This window comes from Streptomyces sp. NPDC053755, assembly GCF_040677675.1.
Classification (GTDB): domain Bacteria; phylum Actinomycetota; class Actinomycetes; order Streptomycetales; family Streptomycetaceae; genus Streptomyces.
Genome location: NZ_JBFASK010000063.1, coordinates 1 through 21388, shown reverse-complemented (window position 1 = coordinate 21388; position 21388 = coordinate 1). Strand labels below are relative to the sequence as shown.

The following is a 21388-nucleotide window of genomic DNA, read 5'->3' as shown; positions in this document are numbered from 1 at the left end:
CCCCCCCCCCCCCCCCCCCCCCCCCCCCCCCCCCCCCCCCCCCCCCCCCCCCACAACCCCCCCCCCCCCCCCCCCGCCCGGCCCCCCCCCGGGCCACACCGCCTCCCCCCGCCGTCTTCGGGGGCGCGCCGTCTTCAGGCGTGTACCGCGCCCGGGCGCGACCATCCCGGCCGGCCCTCTGGGGCTCCAGGTGCCCAGACGGGCGGCCATCTTCTTCAACTCCCCGCGTCACCGCCTCGGAAGGAGCCGGACATGGGCGTCTACCACCAGGGCGAACGCAGCGTGCAGGAACGAGCGGGCCTGCTCGACCACGCCGGGTTCTCCTCCGCGGCCATCAAGGACGAAATCCCCGACATCGCCGTCGACTTCCTCGCCCAGCAGCCCATGCTCGTCATCGGCGCCGCCGGCGACGACGGCGCCATGTGGGCCTCCCTGCTCACCGGCGCCCCGGGATTCCTCACCGCCTCCGGCCCGGCCTCCCTGGCCATCGAGGCCGCCCTGCCGGCCGGTGACCCCCTGCACCGGGCGCTCACCCGCCCCGCCCGCCTGGGCATGATCGCCATCGAACCGGCCACCCGGCGCCGCATGCGGATGAACGGCACCGCCCGCCCCACCGCCGGCGGCCTGCACGCCGACCTCGACCAGGTCTACGCCAACTGCCCCAAGTACATCCAGAAAAGGCAGCCCCTCACCGCCTCCGCCCCACCCGCCGTGCCCGCCCCGCCCCGGATCCACTCCGGCGAGCTCACCCCCGCCCAGATGGCCCTCGTCCAGGCGGCCGACACCTTCTTCATCGCCACCGCCGACCGCGAGGGCAACGCCGACGCCTCCCACCGCGGCGGCCACCCCGGCTTCCTCCAGGTCCTCAGCCCCACCCGCCTGCGCTGGCCCGACTACGTCGGCAACGCCATGTTCGGCACCCTGGGCAACCTCGAGGTCGACCCCCGCGCCGGCCTCCTGCTGCCCGACTGGTCCACCGGCACCCTGCTGCAGCTCACCGGCACCGCCACCGTGGACTGGGACCCCGGCCACGCCGCCGCCCTGCCCGGCGCCCAGCGCATCGTCGAATTCACCGTCGAACACGCCGTGCAGGCCGACCACGCCTCCCCGCTGCGCTGGAGCGCCCCCCAGTACTCCCGCTTCAACCCCCCCGCGCCCCCGGCGCTCTCCGGCCCCGGCCTGTGACCGCAGGCCCCCGCCGCCACGCCCCCCGCACACCTTCCCTGACCCTCCCGGCAGCCCCTTTTGCGCGCCCGGCAGGCATCTGCGCCCCCCCGCGTGCGCCGCCCGCCAGGGCCCCCCCCGCCTTCCGCCCTCGCGCCCGGCGGCCGTACGCGCCAAGCGCCGCCAGGGCCCCGGCCCGTCGCGGAAGCCGGCACCGCCCGGACACTTCCCAGCCCTCGAAGGAGCACCCGCATGACCATGAAGATCACCGTCGACAGGGACCTGTGCGACAGCCACGGCCAGTGCGTCTTCGCCGCCCCCGAGGTGTTCTCCTTCGACGACGACGACTACCTCCTCTACACCGCCGAACCCGGCGAAGACCTGCGCGACAGCGTCCTCAAGGCCGCCGCCGTCTGCCCCGTCCGCGCCATCCGCATCGAGGGATAGCCCACCGCCATGCCCGCACGCCCCGCACACATCGTCATCGTCGGAGCCTCCCTCGCCGGCCTGCGCGCGGCCCAGGCACTGCGCACCGCCGGCCACCAGGGCCCCCTGACCCTCATCGGAGCCGAGGACCACCCGCCCTACGACCGGCCGCCGCTGTCCAAGGACTTCCTCACCGGCCACACCACCACCCCGGGCCTCACCCTGGAGGACCCCGCCGCCCTGGGCGTCAGCGCCCGCTACGGCTCCCCGGCCCTCCACCTCGACACCGCCGCCCGCGAAGTCCACCTCGCCGACGGCACCCGCGTGCCCTACGACGGGCTCGTCATCGCCACCGGCGCCGCCGCCCGCCCCTGGCCCGCCCCCACCCCCGCGGGCGTCCACACCCTGCGCACCCTCGCCGACGCCCACGCCCTCAAGAGCGACCTGACCGCCGCCCCCCGCAGGCTCCTGATCGCCGGAGGAGGGTTCATCGGCTGCGAAGTGGCCTCCGTGGCCCGCGCGCTGGACCACGACGTCACCCTCGTCGCCCCCGAACCCCTGCCCCTGCAGGCCGCCATCGGACCCGAAGCGGCCGCCTTCCTCACCCGCCTCCACCACGACGCCGGCGTCGACATCCTCACCCGAACCACCGTCACCGCCCTCCACGGCGACCCCCGCATCACCCACGCCACCCTCACCACCACCGACACACCCACCGACACACCCACCGACACACCCACTCACGCCCCCACCGGCACCGGCGGCAGCCGGCGCCTGGACGCCGACACCGTGCTCCTCGCGCTCGGCGCCACCCCCCACACCCACTGGCTCGAGCACTCCGGACTCGCCCTCGACGGCGGAGTGCTCACCGACGCCTACACCCGCGTCCTGACCACCGACGGCCGCCCCGACCCCCGCATCGTCGCCGCCGGCGACGTCACCCGCTTCCCCCACCCCCACGCCCCCCAGCTCCTCAGCCTGGGCCACTGGAGCAACGCCGTCGAACAGGCCCAGGCCGCGGCCCGCACCCTGCTCCATCCCGGCGCTCCGGCCGCCTACCGGCCCGTCGCCTCCTTCTGGTCCACCCAGTACGGCGTCCGCTTCCGCGCCGTGGGCCTGCCCCGCTACGCCGACCACCACGAGGTACGCGAACTCGACCCGGCGACCAAGCGCCTCGACGTCGCCTACTACCGCCACGGCCGCCTGATCGGAGCCCTCACCGCCAACCGCGCCGCCCGGATCACCGCCTACCGCACCGCACTCGCCCAGGACCTCGCCCAGGACCTCGCCCAGGACCTCGCCCAGGACCTCGCCCAGGGCCGTGCCGAGGGCCGTGCCGAGGACACCGCCGCGGACCTGGCCGGGAACCCGGCCAAGGACAACGCCGACGGCTCCGCCGCCACGACGGCCCGCCCCGCACCCGGCACATCACGGGCAGCGTGAGCCCCGCGACACGTCCAGCCAGGTGACTTTTGTGTGAAGCCGGTGTACCCGGAATGTGTGAGTGTTGCCGTGCGGCATGTATAGCCGGGCGGAGCGGGCCGGTTCGCTTGATGCGCCGCGAGGCAGTGCGGAATGGTGGAGAGCGGATCTGTTTTCCAGGTGGAAGGTGGTGGGTCCCGCACAGCGGGCCCCCGCGTATGACTGTTTCCCAGAGCGCTTTCGGCCGGTCGCAAGGTGTCGCCTCCAGTGTGAGCACCTCCTGGCTGCGCGCGCCCTACCCGGCGCTGGTGGCCTGCCGGGACGGCGGTGTGGTCGAGGTCAACGAGGCGGCGGCGGCCCTGTTCCCCGACATGATCAGCGGCGCGTGGCTCGCCGACGTCGCCCCGGCCTGGCTGGCCGACGCCCACCGGCGCCTGGCCCGCCCGCCCCGGCCCCGCACCGCACCGCCCCCCGCCCGCCCCCCGCAGCACCCCCACGGCACCGCACCGCAGCACCCCCAGGGCGCCGCCCCCCGGCAGGGCGCCGCCTCCTCCGGGCAGGGCGGCCCGCCCCGCCCCGCCCACGACCCGGCCCGTCCGGAGCCGGTACAGGGCCGGCACGAGGGCCGGCTTCTGCGGGCCTACGCCACCCTGGGCGAGCACGGCGATGTGGCGTGGTGGCTGGCCGACGACACCGACCGGCACACCCTCGAGCAGGCCCTGGACAGCGAACGCCGGCGCACCACGTTCCTGGCGGAGGCCTCCACCCGGCTGCTGGCGTCTTTGAACACCGAACGCTGCCTGGAGATGACCGCGCTGCTGGCCGCCGAACACCTCGCGGACGCCGCCGTGGTCGTCGCCCCGCCCTCCGGCCGCCGCTACCCCCTGGTCCACGCCTCCGGACAGCACACCCAGCGCCGCAACGAGGCCGTGAACCCGGCCGACCTGCCCGGCCTGGCCGAGGCCCTGCAGGGCTTCCCGCCGGTGCCCTCCCGCTGGATCGACCCCGCGGCGCTGCCCTCCTGGGCCTACCCGGACGACTTCGGCACCACCACCCCCGGCTCGGTCGCCGTCATCCCGCTGCCCGGCCACGGAGTCCCGGCCGGCGCGCTGATCCTGCTGCGCCGCGGCGGCCAGGCGGCCTTCGACACCTCCGAGGAACTCTTCGCCCGCCTGTTCGCCGCCCGCGCCGGCGCCGCCCTGTCGGCCGCCCGCCTCTACGGCGAACAGGCCCGCATCACCCGCACCCTGATGGCCGAACTCCTCCCGCCGCGGCTGCACCAGGTCCACGGTGTGGAGTTCGCCGGCGGCTACCGCGCCTCCCAGGACAGCGAACGCGTCGGCGGCGACTTCTACGACGTCCACCCCGGCTCCGACGCCGCCCAGGAACCCCTCGCGATCCTGGGCGACGTCTGCGGCAAGGGCCTGGACGCCGCCGTCCTGACCGGAAAGATCCGCAACACCCTGCAGGCGATGGTCCCGCTGGCAGACGACCACCAAAACGTCCTGACCCTCCTCAACGACGCCCTGCTGACGTCCCACCACACCCGCTTCGCCACCCTCGTACTGGCCTCCGTCAAACGCGTCGGCGCGCAGGTCCGGCTGCGTCTGACCAGCGCCGGGCACCCCCGCCCGCTGCTGCTGCGCACCACCGGCGAAGTGGAGGAGGCCGACACCGCCGGCACCCTGGTGGGCGCGCTGCCGTCGGTGACCTCCCGCTCGGCGACCGTGCACCTGGCGCCGGGGGAGACCTGCCTGCTCTACACCGACGGCATCACCGAGGCCCGCGGCGGGCCGCTGGCCTCCGCCATGTTCGGCGAGAAGCGGCTGAAGGCCGCGTTCAGCGAGTGCGTGGGACTGCCGGCCGAAGCGGTCGTCGAACGCATCCAGATGCTCGCCGCGCAGTGGGTGGGCAGCGGACCCCACGACGACATGGCACTGGTGGCCATCACCGCCCCGCACACCACCCATCTGACGGCGGTGAACGGACACACCCGGGGCAGGTACACCGGATGACCTCACACACCACCGCCGGCCCACCGGCCCCCACCCGCCCCCACACCAGCCTCCCCACGGGCGCTCCCGCCGGCACCGCCCCCGGCTCGCCCACCGGCACCGGCACCGGCTCGCCCACCGCCCCCGCCCCCGCCGACACCGCCCCCGGCGCGCCCGCCGGCACCGAGGCGCAGCCGCCCGCCGGGGCCGCCGGGGCCGCCGGGGCCGCCGGCGCCCAGGGGCCCGGCCACCGCGAGCGGGCGCGTGAGCGGCTGTGGACGGCCGTCCAGGCGCGCAGCGAACACGCCGCCGCAGCCGTCTGCTTCGAGGCCCTGGACGCCGGGATGCCGCTCGAGGACGTCCTGCTGGACGTGATCGGCCCCGTCCAGGCCAAAGTCGGCCAGGAATGGGCCGCGGGCCGTATCACCGTCGCCCAGGAACACGCCGCGACCGCCATCCACGACCGGGTGATCGCCGCCGCCGCCCACCGCACCCCCCACCAGGCCCCGGCGCCCCTGGCCCGGGTGACGGTCGCCTGCGTCGAGGGGGAGTGGCACGCCCTGCCCGCCCGGATCCTCGCCGAGGTCCTGCGCGGCCGGGGCTTCGCCGTCGACTTCCTCGGCGCCCAGGTCCCCACCCCCCACCTGATCGCCCACCTGCACCAGACCGGCCCCGACGTGGTCGCCCTCTCCTCCTCGCTGCCCACCCGCCTGCCCACCGCGCACGCCGCGATCACCGCCGTCCAGGCCATCGGCCTGCCCGTCCTGGCCGGCGGCGCCGCCTTCGGCCCCCAGGGCCGCTACGCCCGCCTCCTGGGCGCCGACGGCTGGGCCCCCGACGCCCGCGCCGCCGCCGACGTCCTGGCCACCCGCCTCGAACGCCCCGCCCACGCCCTGCACCAGCCACCGGGCGACCTGCCCCACCTCGCCGACCAGGAGTACACCCTGGTCACCCGTACCGCCCCCCGGCTCGTCGCAGGCGTCCTGGCCGCACTGGAAGACCGCATCCCCCCGATGCGGGACTACACCGAACAACAGCGCGAACGCACCGCCGAGGACATCGCCCACATCGTCGACTTCCTCGCCGCCTCCCTCTACACCGACGACCCCGCCCTGTTCACCGGCTTCACCACCTGGACCGCCGACATCCTCACCGCCCGCGGCGTCCCCCCCACCGTCCTCAGCCCCGCCCTGGACCTCCTGGCCGGCGAACTGGGCGACTTCCCCCGCGCCCTGACCCACCTCCACGCGGCCCGCACCGCACTGAACACCCGCCCCACCGTCCCCGGCCCCGGAAACCACGCATGACCACCCACCCCCACGTTCCCTTCCGCCTCGACGCCGCCACCGCCGACGACGGCACCTTGCACCTGACCCTGACCGGCGACCTCGACTGGGACACCGCCGACGACCTCCTGGACGCCGCCCGCACCCACCTCGCCCCCGCCCGCCGGCCGGCCGACATCCACCTGGACTGCGCCGGGCTGACCCTGTGCGACTCGACGGGCCTGTCCACCCTGCTGACCCTGCACCGCGACACCGCCGCGGCCGGAGTACGCCTCCACCTGGACGCCCGCCCCGACTTCCTCGACCGCCTGCTCCACCTCACCGGCACCCACCAGCACTTCACCGGCGCCACCGCGCCGGCCGCCGCCGAGAGCGACGACACCGCCGAGGACGACGCCCCGCCCCTGCCCGGCCCCCGCTAACCCCCGGCCACCTCTCCCGCCCCGGGGCTGCCCCCGCGGGTGAGGGCCGGCGCGGCGGGCCCTCACCGGCGGTTCAGGCCCCGGTGAGCCGCGGGCCAGGGGCCGGGCGGCCCTCCTCCTGCGGCCGGGGAGCGGCCTGCGGCGGCAACCCGGCCGCCGGGCGGCCACCGGGGCGGCCACCGCGCCCCGATAGGATCCGGGCCATGCCGCTGACGACGCAGGACGTGGACCGCTTCGAGGTCGCCAGGCCCCGTCTGGCGGCTGTCGCCTACCGCCTCCTGGGCTCGGCCGCCGAGGCCGAGGACGCCGTGCAGGAGACGTTCCTGCGCTGGCAGGCCACCGACACCGCACGCATCGAGGTCCCCGAGGCCTGGCTGACCAAGGTGCTGACCAACCTGTGCCTCAACCAGCTCACCTCCGCCCGCGCCCGACGCGAGTCCTACGTCGGCCAGTGGCTTCCCGAACCCCTCCTGGACGGCGACCCGATGCTCGGCCCGGCCGACACCGCCGAGCAGCGCGACTCGGTCTCCTACGCGGTGATGATCCTCATGGAACGGCTGACCCCCAGGGAACGGGCGGTCTACGTCCTGCGCGAGGCGTTCGACTACCCGCACCGGGAGATCGCCCAGATCCTCGACCTCACCGAAGCCGCCACCCAGCAGATCTTCCACCGCGCCACCAAGCACATCGCCCAGGGCAAGGCCCGTAGCGAGATCGACCAGGCCGCCGCCCGGCGGATCGTCGAGGAGTTCCTGGCGGCCGCCACCAGCGGACGCACCGAACCGCTGGTGAAGCTGCTCACCGCCGACGCTCTGGCGATCGGCGACGGCGGAGGCAAGGTCCCCGCCCGCGCCAAGGCGTTCGAAGGCGCCAAGGCGGTCGCCACCTTCATGCGCGGCCTGTTCAAGCCCGCACCCGCCAAGCGCGCCCTGATCGGCGGCTCGCCCGAGATCCACATCGCCACCGCCAACGGCGGCCCCGCCGTCGTCGCGGTCATCGACGGCCGGGTCGTCGGCATCATGTGCCTGGAACTCGCCGCCGAGGGCATCGCCGCGGTCCGCAGCCAGGTCAACCCCGACAAACTCCAGCGCGCCACCGGCAGGTGGGCCGCCGCCGACCACGGCCCGCCCCTGTTCCACGCCCTGTGAAACCCCCCGCGAAAGCGTCTGCGAAGCCTCCCCGCCCCCCCGCACAGGGGTGTGAGCTGCTTCACACCGCAGTGCTGTCAGGAAACGGCCCGCTGCCCGGTTCAAGGGGCAAGACCGCGCACCAACAGGGGCCGGGCCGCGCAGACAGGAGCAGCACATGCAGCACCGCATCATCGTCCTCGGCGCCGGATACACCGGAGCGATCGCGGCCGGCCGCCTCGCCAAGCGGCTGCACCGCGACGACGTCGCCATCACCCTCGTCAACGCCGAACCCGACTTCGTCGAGCGCGTCCGGCTGCACCAGCTCGCCGCCGGCCAGGACCTCACCCCCCGGCCCTTCGACGAGATGTTCGCCGGCACCGGCGTCCGCCTCAGGCTCGCCCAGGTCACCGCCGTCGACGCCGACCGCTCCACCGTCACCGTCACCGACCCCGACGGCACCGTGGCCGAACTGCCCTACGACACCCTCGTATACGCGCTCGGCAGCGGCTGGAACGACCAGGGCGCCACCGGCACCGCCGAACACGCCGACGAGATCGCGAGCCGGCCCGGAGCGCTCCGGCTGCGCGAGCGCCTGGCCGCCCTGGGACCCGGGCAGCAGGTCCTGGTCGTCGGCGGCGGCCTGACCGGCCTGGAAGCGGCGACCGAGATCGCCGAAGCCCGCCCCGACCTCGCCGTCGCCCTCGCCGCCCGCGGCGCCCTGGGGGAGTGGCTCTCGGACAAGGGCCGCGCCCACCTGCGCGAGGTGTGCGCCCGGCTCGGCATCACCGTCCACGAGCACACCGCCGTCACCGGCGTCCAGGCCGACCACGTCACCACCGCCGACGGCCGCACCCTGCCGGCCGCCGTCACCGTCTGGACGACCGGCTTCGCCACCCACCCGATCGCACAGGCCACCACCCTGGACGTCACCGACACCGGCCAGATCAAGGTCGACGCCACCATGCGCTCGCTCTCCCACCCCCAGGTGTACGCCGTCGGCGACGCGGCCATGGCGATGGGCCCCGGCGGCAAGCCGCTGCGGATGTCCTGCGCCTCGGGCACCCCCGCCGCCTGGCAGGCCGCCGACGCCATCGCGGCCCGCCTGACCGGCAACAAGGTCCCCCGCACCCCGATCCGGTACTTCAACCAGTGCATCTCGCTGGGCCGCAGGGAAGGCCTGATCCAGTACGTCACCGCCGACGACCAGGCGGTCGACAGGGCACTGACCGGCCGGCTCGCCGCCCTCTACAAGGAACTGATCTGCAAGGGCGCCGCCTGGGGCGTCGCCCACCCCACCCTGGGCCTGCCGGTCCGCCGCCACCGCACCGTGGGCCAGGACGCCCCCACCTCCACCCCCGCCACCGCCCAGGCCTGACCCACCCCGGGAAGGCGGGCGCCCCCCACAGGGCGCCCGCTCCCCGGGGGAGGCCCGAGCGCTCCCCTGGACGCACCCGAAGACACGGGCGCACCGCAGAAGACAGAAAAGACTCTTCCCGCTGCGGTCACATGCGCGCGGCCGGCTCCGTCCGTGCGGTGAACACACCGCACAGGCCGCAGTGAAGGAGCCCGGCCATGACAGCCACCCCCGCCACCCCGACCACCACTCCGAGCACCCCCACCACCCCGACCACCACTGCGGTCTCCCGGACGCCCGACCCCGCCGCATTGGTCCCCGAGGTGACCGACATCAGCGCCGCCCTGTTCAGGGCCACGGGCAACCGTCCGGTGCCGCGCACCACGATGAACCCGGTCCACCTGCGCGCCGGGCAGATCGTCGCCCACACCTGCCTGACGATCCTGACCACCGCCTTCCCGCACAAGGCCGGCGTGTCCGAGGAACGCATCACGGCGGTCTCCTCCTGGCAGGACGCCCCGTACGTCACCGACGCCGAACGCGCCGCGCCGGCACTGGCGGAGGCAACGCTCCAGCCGGCCCCGCACGGCCGCGAACGCGTCACCGACGAGCTGTACGCCGAGGTGGCCCGGCACTACGACGACAAGCCACCGGCCACCCCGACCCTCGCGATCGGCCAGACCACCCTCTTCATCACCCCTGGCCGTCATCGGCAAGCCCGCCCCGGTCACCTCCCTCGCCGACGAACAGGGGAGCCGACCCGCCCCGCCCACCGCCGGGCAGGAAGCCCCTTCCCCCCTCAGCCGCGCCCGGCCGGCCGCCCCGGCGGCGCACAGCGCCCGCCCGGGCGCGTACGGCCTGCACCAGCGGGGCCTGCCACGCCTCCACCGCCGCGGCGGGCGCCACCTGCGGCGGTAGCCGGCCACCCGGCCACCCGGCCACCCGCCACCCGGGCCCCGGCCCACCCCGGGCCCCCTTGGGACCCTCGGGTCCGTACGGCAACGGCCGCGCCCGGCGCCCTGCTTCCCGGTCCGCGCGCACCCACCCGGGCGCCCCCGCGGGCGGGGCGAGGCGGGCGGAGTTTCGCCAGACCGCCTGTACACGGGCGCAGGACGCGGCATGATCCGGCAGGGACGTGCAGGCCGGGACGGTTCCGGCACGGGGCGCGACGAAGGGGGCGTGGCGGTGCGGGAGCAGTTGCTGGGGGGCCGTTACCGGCTGGTGGAGCCGCTCGGCGAAGGCGGTATGGGGCAGGTGTGGGAGGCGCGGGACGAGACCCTGGAGCGGCCGGTCGCGGTCAAGCTGGTCTCCCTGCTCTCCGGCGGCGGCAGCCACGCCAGCGACGCCCGGGCCCGCTTCCTGCGTGAGGCGCGGCTCACCGCCCGGCTCCAGCACCCCCACATCGTGACCCTGCACGACGTCGGCGAGGCACGCATCGACGGGCGGACGACGCCGTTCCTCGTCATGGAACGCCTGCGCGGCCAGGGCCTTGACGTCCTCGCGCGCCAGGGCGGCATCCTCCCCGCCCAGGCGGCACGGTGGGGCGCGCAGGTGGCCGACGCGCTGGCCGAGGCGCACGGGGCCGGCATCATGCACCGGGACATCAAACCCTCCAACATCATGGTCACCGCCTCCGGCAACGCCACGGTCCTGGACTTCGGCATCGCGCGGGCGGCCGACCCGTACGCCACCACCGACCGGCTCACCCAGACCGGCTTCATCGTCGGCACCCCGCCCTACATGGCCCCCGAGCAGGCCCGCGGCCGCCCCGAACCGGGCAGCGACCTCTACGCGCTGGGCTGCGTGCTGTTCGAACTCCTCACGGGCCGGCTGCCTTTCGAAGCGCCCGACACGGTGGGCTATCTCACCGCCCACCTCACCGACACCCCGCCCGCCCCCAGTACCCTCGCGCCGGGCCTGCCGGCCGCCTGGGACGCCCTCATCCTGCGGCTGCTCGACAAGGACCCCGGCCGGCGGCACGGAAGCGCGGCGCAACTCGCAGCGGACCTGCGGCGACTTCACCCCACGCCGCCCACCCCGACCGCCGCGACCACCTCGTCCCCGCAGGACCCACACATCCCCCCGACCGTCCCGGCCACCACCCAGGAGCCGGACGGAGCCGATCTCACGGCGCGCCGCGGCGCGGCGGTGGCGATGGCGGCAGCCCTGAGCTGCCTGCCGCCCCTGGTGTATCTGCTGTCCCAGGCCGCCACCTACCTCACCGAACGCGGCGCCCCCACCGGGCTGATCGTGGCGAACCTGCTGCTGGGCCTGGCCGAAGTGGCCGCACTCGGCTGGGGGGTGGGGCTGCTGCTGCGCCGCAGGCCGCCCGGCCGGCGGACGGTCGCGGTGGCGGGCGCGGCGACCGCGCTGCACGGGCTGAGCGCCGTCATCCAGTACCAGGTGGCGCACGGGCCGACGAGTGTCGCCGTGATCGCCCACGCCGTCGGCCCGCTGATGGCCCTCGCCGCCGTGACGGCGGTCGTCGCGGCCCTGCATCCCTCCACGGCCCGCTGGTGCCACGGCACCCGGGTGCGGCAGGATCCGGTCGTACGGCGTGGAGCCGTCGCCGCGGCCCTGACCACCCTGCTCGCCGCGCCCGCCCTCGCCGTCTCCGCCTCCCAGGCCGTCGACGCGGGCGCGACGACATACGGGCAGGGGGTGCTGCAGACGGTGCTCTTCTCGCTGGTCACCGCGGTACTCGCCATGGGCATCGTCCTTACCCTCGTGGGCGATCCGGCGGGCCGCATGCCCGTCGTCGCGGGAGGGCTCGGCTTCGTCCTGGTGGCCCTCAACGGCCTGCTGCACGCAGGCGTCCTCGGCTACGTCTTCCGCGTCCTGCTGTTCCTGCTGGCGGCCGCGGCCCTGACCGCCACCGTTCGCGCCGCCCTTCCGCCCGGCCACGCCCGCCGCCGGACCTCCGCGTAATGCCCTGACTGGGCCTGCTTCCTGCCGGTCGGCAACAGGCGTTGTGGCAGGTGATCGACGGGATTCCGCACCGGGTGCGGACCGGCGTGCAGTGGCGGGACCTGCCTGAACGGTGCGGGCCAGGGGAGACGGTCTACGAACGGCACCGGCTGTGGTCGGCCGACGGGGCGGGGGAGCGTCTGCTCCAGCAGGCCCAGGCCCAGGCCGCGGCCGACGCCGCGGGCGGGATCGACTGGGATGTCTCGGTCGACTCCACCATCGTGCGGGCGCATCAGCATGCGGCCGGCGCCCGCGCCGACCCACCGCCGGCTCTCGCTTCAAAGGGGGGGCCGAAGGGCAGAACATCAGCGCGAGACGCCGGGGCAGAGCCTGCCCGCCCGTCCGGTGGAGGTGGTGCTGGAGGTGAGGGCTGGGCCGCTCGCGCGGCGGGTCCACCACCAAGGCCGACCTGAGCGCGGACGGCCGCTGCCGCCCATGGTCTCTGATCGTCACGCCAGGCCAGCGAGCAGACTGCACGCAGTCCAAGCCGGTCCTGGAAAGATCCGTGTCCCGAAGATCGGGCCGGGCAGGCCGCGCGCAAGAAGCCCGAAAGCGTCGCAGCCGACAAGGCTTGCAGCAACGGGCCCTGCCGTGAGTACCTGCGGCGCCGGGGCATCCGGCACACGATCCCGGAGAAGGCCGACAGTCAGGCTGCCCGCCTGCGCAAAGGCTCACGCGGCGGGCGACCGGCCGGCTTCGGCGAAGAGCGGTACAAGAAACGCGACACCGTCGAACGGGCCATCCACCGACTGAAGCAGAATCGGGCAGTGGCTGCCAGATACGACAAGCGTCGTTACGTCTACCTCGGCACGGCAACCGCCGCAGCGGTCATCATCTGGCTCCGGACATGTCGGCCGGACAAGGCCTAGTTGCCGGGCGCCTGGTAGAGGCCGCGGCCTGCGCGAACGGCGCGGGAGGAGGCGATGAGGCGGTCAAGGGTGCTGCGGACGGTGTTGATCTCGCCCGCGGAGGAGTCACGGCCCACTGCCTTGGCCACGTCCCGCGCACGCTGGGGAGTGTCCGGGTTCTGCAGGAGGACGGCGGCCACCTGCTCGGTGAGGCTTCCGGCGTCCTGCGGTGCGGCGGCCGGCTTCTTGGGGGCCGCGGCCTTGGCGCGGGACGGCTTCGCCGCGGCCCGCTCCTTGCGCGCGCTGGTCTTCGTCGCCTTCTGCGCGCTGCTGGAGCGGGACTTGGTTGCCTTGCGGGGTGCGGGCAGTGTGGTGCTCTCAGCCGGTGCGACCGTGTCCGTGTTCTCGGGCGCGGAGTCGCTCTGCGGCTCCGCGCCGTTTTCCACGGCCGGGGCGGCTTCTTGTTCCACGGCGAGCGGTGCGGGAGTTTCGGCCAGGGCCAGCAGAGCCGTCAGGGCGTTGCGGACCGTGTTCACCCGCTCGGAGACCGCGGCCAGGTCCTTCTCCAGTTCCTGCTGGCGCTGTTCGAGCCGGGGAAGCTCATTTCGGAGCTCGGAAACGGTGGTTTGGGCGCTGGGCGCGGCGATGCTGGCTGAAGGCACGTGAGTCTCCTGTGAGGTTGGGGGGCCGCGTCATGCCAGGTGACGACGATCGAATGCCGACAGGGTACGTCTCCCGGGCATAAAGCGGAGTGTGGGGACGTGCATCGTACGCCTGTTGCGCGGTTTACCGGAGGCTTGGACCATGCCGGTGGAATACGTGGGGAAAGAGATGCCGGTTCACGGCAGCGCGCCCGGAGTTCCGGCAATTGAGCTGTGGGGGCGATCACGCTCGGAGGGCATCCCGCTCCGCTTGCGGCCGGCTGAGCCGGTCCTGTCCGGGCGGGGGGCGAATCCTGCGGGGAAACATGAGCATCAGCGGCGGGGGCCAGATGTGTTCAAGCCCGTGCCGTTCACCGTGCAATGCCACACGAGGGGGCCGTCTTCGCACGTCCCGTGCCGGTGGGCGGCGCCGTGGCTTCGGGCGGAAGGATCCGAGACGCCATGCGGTCGTCTTCACCGGCCGGCTCATGGAAAAGGGGTGGTCACAAACGATCCGTGTCGCGCGATCCTGCCGGTTGAACCGGGGGATGGACCGGGGACCGCACCGTGGAAGCCGGTGAGGAAACGCGGGTATTTCGGCCGGCGGCGCTTAAGCCGGTGCGCCGACCACACGGCGCACCCCGGCGAGGCACGCAGATGCGGTGGATGGGGATGAGGGGCGGGGGATGAGGCAAGGCCGGGGCGTTGCCGTATGACGCCGATTCACCCCGCACCGCAAACTGCGGGGAGGGAAAGCGCGGGCCGACGGGCGAGAGGGGTGACTTCATCGCCGCGCCGGGCGCGGGCCGCCCGATGGGCCGTGACCGCAATAAAGACTGCACCGGCGCCGACGCGGCCGGTATGCGCACGACGGGGCAGGCCGGGGAATGCGGGACGCCGGGCGGGCGGGACCGCGCGGTCCCGCCCGCCCGGCGTCCCGGGGCTTCTCGGCGGTCAGCTCATCAGCAAAAGCCGCGTGTGCGCTACGAGCCTGCGGTTCACACTGGTGCTCTGCACGAAAATCGTGAAGTCGTCGTTGTGGTCCGGCTTGACGCGCACCTCCACGTCCGGCAGGCCGAGCAGAGCGCGGGCCTCGGGCCCGGTGTACACGCGGTCCGTCTTCTTCTCCAGCACCGCGATCTGCTTGCGTGCCTGGATCTTCTCGGACTTGCTCAGCTGGTAGAACGCCCCGCCGGTACGGTAGGTGTGCCCGCTCTCCAGGACCCACTCGCGGATGCCCGCGTCCTTGGCCACCGCGAGCAGCCGGTACTGCGAGGGATCCACCGGGGTGAGCCCGGCCGCCTTGATGGTGTCCTTGTTGACCGCCTCCGCGCCCGTGGTGAACACCGCCCGCGAGCCCCGGATGCCCTGGGTGCGGCCCACCATGAACTTCTCGGTGGCCTGCTGGATGACCTGCCCGGCCTCCTCCAGGCCCTGGGTGCTCGTGGCGTCCCAGATCGCGATGTTCTCCTTGGGGAAGCCGTACTGCATCGCCTCGCGCTTGCCCATCTGGTCCGGGACCAGCACGGCCAGTGTCCAGTTGTCCTGCTGCGTCCCGATCATCTCGGCCACGGCCCGCACCAGCGCCCGCGGATCTTCGGCGGGAGCGTCCGCGCAGCGGTGACTGGCGTTCTCCTGCCCGTCGGTGAGCACGAACGTCAGGAAGCTGTGGTCGCCGTACAGCTGCGCCGTCTGCGCCAGCTCCCGCTGCGACTTCAGCGCGGCCGCCAGCAGAGCGGTCATGCCGCCGACCCGGTAGAGCTGCTTCAGCGACGGCATCCGCAGCACGTCCTTGTCGTAGACGACGCACTCCACCGTGTCGGCGAAGACGTACACCGTCACGCGGGTTTCCTGCTCCAGCTCCCGGGAGCGGCGGGCGAGGTACTCGATCTGCTGGTCGGCGACCTCGACGACCTTGCGGCTCAGGTGCGACATCGACGAACTGGCGTCCAGCACAAGAGCAACATGGTTGATGTAGTTCTGAGTTACGGACATGGCAGCTCCCCCTGGTCGCGACGTGATGTTCCTACCGTCTCACCCGCCACTGACAACCGGTCGTCGCTCCAGCGCCCCCGACGACGGCCCGGCCGGCCTCCGGTGGGACGCCACCGGACCGGGCCGTCCGGCCCCTGCGCACCTGCCCTGCGGTGGCGCCCGGAGCGTCGGCGTCCGGGCGCGCTCTCCCTCAGTCCCGCTCCCCTCGGCAGCCCGCCACGGCGTGCCGGGCTGCGGCTCCGGTCACCCGACTCGGCCTGCCGGCCTGCGCGTTCGCCCGCGGCACCGGCCTCACGCGCCCCGCACTCCCAGAGTGGTGCCATAAATGGCTCGCAATGGCGCCACTTGTGCGCCATGATGGAGCCAAGAGTGGCGCATGGTCCGGTTCCGCAGGCCGCGGAGGCGGGCGCTCCACGGGGCGGACGGTTCATCAACAGGGGGTCGGACCATGGAACAGGCACAGAGCCGGCAGCCGGCGGCACCAGGCGCCCTCACCGCCTTCGCCCGCTTCGTCGTCTGCGGCGGCGGGGTGGGAGTCGGCTCCAGCTTCGCCGTGGCGGCCCTGGCCTCCTGGTTACCGTGGGTCCTGGCCAACGCCGCGATCACCGTGGCCTCCACGCTCCTCGCCACCGAACTGCACGCCCGTTTCACCTTCGGCGCCGGCGGGCGCGCGACCCGGCGCCAGCACCTGCAGTCGGCCGGCTCCGCGACAGCCGCGTACACGGCCACCTGCATCGCCATGCTCGCCCTGCGGTACCTGGCACCCGCGTCCGGCGCGGCGCTGGAGCAGACCGTCTACCTCACGGCCTGCGCGCTCGCCGGCGCCGCCCGGTTCGCCGTGCTGCGCCTGGTCGTCTTCGCACGCCCCCGCCCGCACGCCACGCCCACCCCCGCCCGCACCGCCCCTCCGGTACAGCCGGCCATGGCGCGCGCCGCGGCCCCGGCCGGCCCCGCGGAACTCTGCCGCGCTGCCTGAACACCGGCCCGCACCACGGCGCACCCCGGGGGAGTCCCCCCCGGGGGCCCCGGCTCACCGCCTCCGTCGGAACCCGCGGCCCGGCAGCGGGCCGGCGGCCACGACCTTCCCAACCCCCCTCCACGCACACGGGGTGGGGAAACGCCCGGGCCAGGCGAGGTGCGCGCCGCATAAGCTTTCGCCATGACCGACGAGTGGTACGTCCTCATCGAGGAGGACACCCGGGTGAGCCGTCGCGCCGACGGCGTCGACCTCAAACTGCACCACTGGACGCTCGTCGCCACCCACCACGTCAGCGGAGGCGAAGCGCAGGCCGCCGCGACGGCCCAGGACGCTGCCCTGCACTACCTCCCCGGCATCCTCGCCCGCCACGCCCGGCCCGGCGACGAACCGGCCCGGCACGCCTTCCTCACCCAGGACGGGGCCTGGGTGGTGCGCCTGAGGCAGCGGCACCGCGAGTGCCACATACGCGTGAGCACCGCACGCCTCGTCCATGCGCAGGAGGAGAGGCAGGCCCCGCCGAAATCCCTCAAGGAGAAGGTCCGCGGAGCCCTGGAGGGCCCGCCGCTCCCCGCGAAGCCGTGGACCCCGGCACCCGAGGCCTGAGAAGTACCGAAATCCCCTGATGTATCGCGCCGATCCGGGGTACACGGCTCGCCATGGCACCCCAGACGGAGCACCTGATGTCCCTGCGGGCCGCGCGGCAGCTGCGCCGGGTCCGCACCTTCTACGCGGCGGGAGTCGCGCTGTGGGCCGCGGCGGCGGCCTGGACGGGGTGGGCGCATCCCGGCAGCCGGCAGATGTGGGTCTCCGTCGCGCTCCTGGCGGTCTTCACCGGCCTGCTGTGCACGGCCTGGCTGTGGCTGCGGCGCCTCCAGGCCATCACCCCCGCACACAGGCCCGCCCATCACGCCGCCCCGCGCCGTGCGACAGCCCGCCGCCCCGCGAACGCCCGAACCGCCTGACCCGCCGGCGCGAGGCCGATACCGGCCGACGTGCCGGCACGGGGGAGGGCCCCTGCACCCGGGGCGGCCCTCAGGCAAGCCGCCGGGCGCTGTGCCGGTGCCGTACGGGCTCGACCTCGACGTCCAGCGCGGGCCACGCGCGCACCAGGCCCAGCTGACGCCGCAGCACCTGACGGGCGCGCCGTTCCTCCACGCAGGCCAGAGCCGCCACATCCCCTCCCCGTGTGTCTCGAAGCCGTTGGGCGGGTGCCGACGGCGGGCACGTCGTCCGGAACGGATCTAGGCCCGGCGCAGGGAGGCAGGGGCGCGCAGACGCCACGCCCGCTCGCCCGGCCCGGGCACCCGGCGGCTCCGGTACGCCCGGCCCGGCCACGCACCCGGCACCGTCCGGCGGCTGCCCGGATCGAAGAGGGCGGCGCCCGGTCGGCTTCCGCCACGTGTCGCGGTCGTCATCGAGAGCGGCGCGCGCCTGCGGGATCCTGACGTCGCTCCGGCGTGGGCCCCTCAGGCGGACGCGAACGTAGCGCTCGCGGAAGAGGCTGCCCACGTTCACTCGTTTGGGGACTCCGTTGCCAGCGGGATACCGCACCGCAGGCAGCCGTTCGCGTGGTCATCCTGGCAGATGTAGCCGATGGCGCCTTCCACGCACCATTCGGCGGCCTCCTCGGACAGCAGGTCGGGCCCGGCATGGAGCAGCCGACGAAATTCCGTGATGTCCGCAATGTCGGCCGGGCGGTTGGTGAACCACTCGCCGAACCACGGCTCGTCCCGGTGCATGCGCCAGTGCGCATTCTCCCGGTCGTCGACAGCCGTAAGGAACCGATCGACGATGCGCCCCCAACTCGGAGCCCCGAACCAGCCGTTGTCGAACGCGCAGAAGAATTCGATCAGGGTTCGCAGGCCGAACTCCTTCTCGCGAAGGCGGTACGTTCGCCCCCAAGCGATCGCGTCCTGCGCCATCTCCGCGAGTTCTTCGCGCGGATCAACCTCGTGTGCCGGGTCGTCAGGGTTGTGGCAGGCCAGCCCGAGCTCGAGCACGGACTGCCCGGTCGGTAGAACCCGGGACGGGTTGACGATCGCGAGACCGAGACCGATCCAGTTGACATGGTCGAACGACAGCATCGAGCGCACGAGTCGGGTGGTTGCCGTGTTGATCCGCATCATCGTGCCGTCGTGCAGCGGACTCTTCCCGGCATGCCAGTTCTCGACGGGTGTGTTGCGCCACACGGCGAGCGTGATGCGGGTGGCAGCGAGCCACAGCAGGGCGTCGTCGTCGAGGTGCCCGAACCGCTTGGCACACTCCTGGGCGCCGTAAGCGATCAACTCTTCCGGTTTCGGCCACCTGTGGCTGTCGGGCCCTTCGGGCGCGTACTCATAGTCGCCGGCGTACTCGTCGAGGATCTCGCTCAACTCGGCTGTGCTGTGAGCCTCGCCGTACTCGGAGCCGTCCGGCCCCTCGACGGTGTACATATCGTGGTCCCAGGAGACGTACACGTCGCCCCAGAGCACGACGTCATCGCACTCGCTGGCGTTGTCCGTCACAACCGGCCTGATGGTGATCGGGGCAGTACGCCCGTCGGTTCGCTCGCCGTCCTTCTCGGAGGCCCATGCGGTGATGACCCCGAGCGGCTTCGGAAGGAGAGGACCGACCTCGGTGATGCTGAACGGCTCGTCGTCGTCATCGGTGTCGAACCGGCTGTTGACGAACGCGACCGCCTCGGAGGGCGTGCTGACGATGGACTGGCTACCACTCTCGTTGTCAACTACACGCCACAACGCCCTGTTCTTCACGGTGCTCTCCGATCGCGGTGAGTGCACCCGGGGCGGGGTGCAGTGCGCCGGGTCGCTCGGCACTGACTCCGATTATGGGCTGATCAACCCGTCCGTAGTCCCGCAGGCGCTTGTCGGCGACGACGCTCGGGACGTTCGTGGGCAGCCTGCTTTTCGCGACCGCAGCGACACAGCCGAGATCACGCACAGTGCAACGGTGTGTCCGCGCAACCTGCGCCGCACGTCAACAGGAACTGTACGGTCCCAGACCGCGTGGGCAGCTGGGAGTGGAGCGGCGCCGACGGCGGCTGGATGCCCCAGGAGGTATGGGACATCGCCGAGCGCCTGCGGGACCGCTGCCCCACGCAGCTCACGATCGGCCGAGACGGCCTGCTGAACATCTTCGCCTGTCCCACCGAGCCCGGACACCCGCACCGATGGAGCTCCAATAGGCCGGACGGAACTTCTCGGACCGGGGTGCTGTCACCTGCCGTGAACTGTGGCCAGAGGGAGGGAAAGGGGCGCACGCGGGGAGCGTCCAGCGCGCTGAGGGGAACCGTCAGGCTCCCGGGCAGGCGGACCACAGACCGGCGCCGGCCTGGCGTGCGGCGGCCTGGGCCGTGGTCATCGTCTTCCAGTGCTTGTCGTTGGGTTCGTACAGCACGCTCTTGGCGTGGCCGCTTCGCACCAGGGACTCGTTGACGAAGACGCCTCGTTCGTTCCAGACGTAGAGCAGGTAGCGGCCGTAGCGGTCCTTCAGCTCGACATCGATCTCCGTGCGCAGCGTGGTGCCCGGTGGCAGCAGTTCGGCGGTCCGAGCCGTGGCCTGGCGGCTGAAGCAGGCGCCCCGTTCGGGGGTGTCGATCTCGAGCAGGCGCACGCGGGCGACGTCGCCGGCCGGAACGACCCTGCCGGTGCCACGTACCTCGAGGGTGTCGCCGTCGATGACTCTGAGGACGACGGGCCCGGGCGGGGCGGCATGCGCGGGGGTGGCGGGCGCCATGAGGCCCAGGCTCAGCAGTGCGGTGGCGAGAGCCGGGGCGATGCCACGGCTGCGGGACAGGAAAGGCATGTCCAGCCCTTTCGATCAGTACGGCCACCTGCGGCCCCTGAGGGGAAATGCGGCGGGGCGAGGGAACGCTTCGTGCGCCGCGCGGGCGGGGCCCGGCGCCTCGGTGAGGGCGCGCTGATGAGCCGCTGGGCACAAAGCCCTGCCGCGGCGCGCCGTGCGGCGCGGTGGAGGGGCGTACGGAGGCGGTCGGCCCCCTGTACGGCCGCTGCGCTGAAGGGATCAGGGGGTCTTCGTGGGGGATCGCTTCGTGCCCTTGCTCCTGCCGCCCGTGCCGCTCTGGCCGGCGGGCGTGCTCTTCTGCCGCGGGGCTTCCTCGGCGCCGTCCGCGACGCTCCGCGCCGTCGCCGGCCGGTTCGATCCGGTCGGCCAGGTGAACTCGATCTCCAGCTCGATCTGCCCGCTGCCGACCTCGATCTCCATCTCGCTGTGCAGCTCGTCGGGGATCCGCAGGCTCAGCGTCCCGGAGCCGAGTTCCAGTTCGGCCTCCCCGCCTTCCCTGAGCGCCGCGGCGAGGGCGGTGAGCTGGTCGGCGGCCTCACGGCGTGACAGTGACCGCTTGTGCTCGAACTTGAGGTCCTTCATGCCGGTCTCCGATCGTGTGAAGCAAGCAGACAACTCCCATGCTGCTGCCATTCGCCGCATCGGACACCTCCTGGCCGCCACGGGTGAAAGCCCCGCCGGCCGGACCCCCGGCCCGACCCGCACACCGGCGCCCGCCGTCCCCGGCACGGAGCGAGCCGCCGACGGGAACAGCACCCCGCCCGAGCGTTCACCTTCACTCCATTGCAATGCTCGGCGGCCAGGATTGTTGCGTTAGCTCGACATCATCGCAATGATTTGCCTCATCTCACCTGCACTTACCGTCAATCCGTGCAACAACAGTGTTGCCACATTCTTGAATGCAACGTAGCGTTTCTCTCATCGGAAACAGCGCTCCGGGTGACGGGGCGCACGAT

At 73.6% G+C, this 21388-nt stretch carries 18 protein-coding genes and 2 pseudogenes; 14 read left to right on the top strand and 6 right to left on the bottom strand.

Features of this window, described 5'->3' with window-relative positions; genetic code table 11:
- The first annotated feature begins 252 nt into the window (after nt 1-252).
- The 11 genes and pseudogenes from AB0K65_RS31615 to AB0K65_RS31565 all read left to right on the top strand — a co-directional run bounded on the left by AB0K65_RS31615 (nt 253) and on the right by AB0K65_RS31565 (nt 13034).
- Nucleotides 253-1185, top strand: coding sequence for a pyridoxamine 5'-phosphate oxidase family protein (locus AB0K65_RS31615; RefSeq protein WP_365722614.1), 933 nt, complete (start codon nt 253-255; stop codon nt 1183-1185).
- A 237-nt stretch (nt 1186-1422) separates the two neighbouring features.
- Nucleotides 1423-1611, top strand: a complete 189-nt coding sequence (locus AB0K65_RS31610; RefSeq protein ID WP_365722615.1) for a ferredoxin — start codon at nt 1423-1425, stop codon at nt 1609-1611.
- 9 nt (nt 1612-1620) lie between these two features.
- The gene (locus tag AB0K65_RS31605) at nt 1621-3033 is read left to right on the top strand and encodes an FAD-dependent oxidoreductase (RefSeq protein WP_365722612.1); all 1413 of its coding nucleotides are present in this window, start codon (nt 1621-1623) and stop codon (nt 3031-3033) included.
- A 197-nt stretch (nt 3034-3230) separates the two neighbouring features.
- Nucleotides 3231-5027 carry a PP2C family protein-serine/threonine phosphatase gene (locus AB0K65_RS31600; RefSeq protein WP_365722610.1) on the top strand — a complete coding sequence of 599 codons (1797 nt, stop codon included), beginning with the start codon at nt 3231-3233 and terminating at the stop codon, nt 5025-5027.
- The gene (locus AB0K65_RS31595) at nt 5024-6313 is read left to right on the top strand and encodes a cobalamin-dependent protein (RefSeq protein ID WP_365722608.1); all 1290 of its coding nucleotides are present in this window, start codon (nt 5024-5026) and stop codon (nt 6311-6313) included. The genes AB0K65_RS31600 and AB0K65_RS31595 overlap by 4 nt, the downstream gene beginning before the upstream one ends.
- Nucleotides 6310-6714 (top strand): STAS domain-containing protein, encoded by a 405-nt coding sequence (locus tag AB0K65_RS31590; RefSeq protein WP_365722606.1) that lies wholly within the window; start codon nt 6310-6312, stop codon nt 6712-6714. The genes AB0K65_RS31595 and AB0K65_RS31590 overlap by 4 nt, the downstream gene beginning before the upstream one ends.
- Nucleotides 6715-6917: 203 nt before the next feature.
- The gene (locus AB0K65_RS31585) at nt 6918-7862 is read left to right on the top strand and encodes an RNA polymerase sigma-70 factor (RefSeq protein WP_365722604.1); all 945 of its coding nucleotides are present in this window, start codon (nt 6918-6920) and stop codon (nt 7860-7862) included.
- A 157-nt stretch (nt 7863-8019) separates the two neighbouring features.
- A complete protein-coding gene (locus AB0K65_RS31580; RefSeq protein WP_365722602.1) occupies nt 8020-9219 on the top strand; it encodes an FAD-dependent oxidoreductase in 1200 nt (399 codons plus the stop codon).
- A gap of 197 nt (nt 9220-9416) precedes the next feature.
- Nucleotides 9417-9948, top strand: a pseudogene (locus AB0K65_RS31575) (hypothetical protein); the annotation flags it as partial.
- Between the two features lie 369 nt (nt 9949-10317).
- The gene (locus AB0K65_RS31570) at nt 10318-12126 is read left to right on the top strand and encodes a serine/threonine-protein kinase (protein ID WP_365722600.1); all 1809 of its coding nucleotides are present in this window, start codon (nt 10318-10320) and stop codon (nt 12124-12126) included.
- 8 nt (nt 12127-12134) lie between these two features.
- A pseudogene (locus AB0K65_RS31565) lies at nt 12135-13034 on the top strand (IS5 family transposase).
- On the opposite strand, the gene AB0K65_RS31560 reads toward AB0K65_RS31565, so the two are convergent.
- Entirely contained in the window at nt 13031-13675 is a 645-nt protein-coding gene (locus AB0K65_RS31560; RefSeq protein WP_365722598.1) for a hypothetical protein, read from the bottom strand. The pseudogene AB0K65_RS31565 and the gene AB0K65_RS31560 sit on opposite strands and share 4 nt — an antisense overlap.
- Nucleotides 13676-14608: 933 nt before the next feature.
- Nucleotides 14609-15649 (bottom strand): VWA domain-containing protein, encoded by a 1041-nt coding sequence (locus AB0K65_RS31555; protein WP_365722596.1) that lies wholly within the window; start codon nt 15647-15649, stop codon nt 14609-14611.
- Between the two features lie 448 nt (nt 15650-16097).
- On the opposite strand from AB0K65_RS31555, the gene AB0K65_RS31550 reads away from it, so the two are divergent.
- The 3 genes from AB0K65_RS31550 to AB0K65_RS31540 all read left to right on the top strand — a co-directional run bounded on the left by AB0K65_RS31550 (nt 16098) and on the right by AB0K65_RS31540 (nt 17590).
- A complete protein-coding gene (locus AB0K65_RS31550) occupies nt 16098-16625 on the top strand; it encodes a hypothetical protein (protein ID WP_365722594.1) in 528 nt (175 codons plus the stop codon).
- Nucleotides 16626-16808: 183 nt separating this feature from the next.
- Entirely contained in the window at nt 16809-17231 is a 423-nt protein-coding gene (locus AB0K65_RS31545) for a hypothetical protein (RefSeq protein WP_365722592.1), read from the top strand.
- A 53-nt stretch (nt 17232-17284) separates the two neighbouring features.
- Nucleotides 17285-17590, top strand: a complete 306-nt coding sequence (locus AB0K65_RS31540; RefSeq protein WP_365722590.1) for a hypothetical protein — start codon at nt 17285-17287, stop codon at nt 17588-17590.
- A 70-nt stretch (nt 17591-17660) separates the two neighbouring features.
- Here the strand turns inward: AB0K65_RS31540 and AB0K65_RS31535 are convergent, their stop codons facing one another.
- The 4 genes from AB0K65_RS31535 to AB0K65_RS31520 all read right to left on the bottom strand — a co-directional run bounded on the left by AB0K65_RS31535 (nt 17661) and on the right by AB0K65_RS31520 (nt 21014).
- A complete protein-coding gene (locus AB0K65_RS31535) occupies nt 17661-17801 on the bottom strand; it encodes a hypothetical protein (protein WP_365722588.1) in 141 nt (46 codons plus the stop codon).
- Between the two features lie 338 nt (nt 17802-18139).
- Nucleotides 18140-19381, bottom strand: a complete 1242-nt coding sequence (locus AB0K65_RS31530) for a hypothetical protein (RefSeq protein ID WP_365722586.1) — start codon at nt 19379-19381, stop codon at nt 18140-18142.
- A gap of 538 nt (nt 19382-19919) precedes the next feature.
- Entirely contained in the window at nt 19920-20432 is a 513-nt protein-coding gene (locus tag AB0K65_RS31525) for a thermonuclease family protein (protein ID WP_365722584.1), read from the bottom strand.
- A 219-nt stretch (nt 20433-20651) separates the two neighbouring features.
- On the bottom strand, nt 20652-21014 hold the full coding sequence (locus AB0K65_RS31520; protein ID WP_365722582.1) for an amphi-Trp domain-containing protein: 363 nt from the start codon (nt 21012-21014) through the stop codon (nt 20652-20654).
- Nucleotides 21015-21388: the final 374 nt, after the last annotated feature.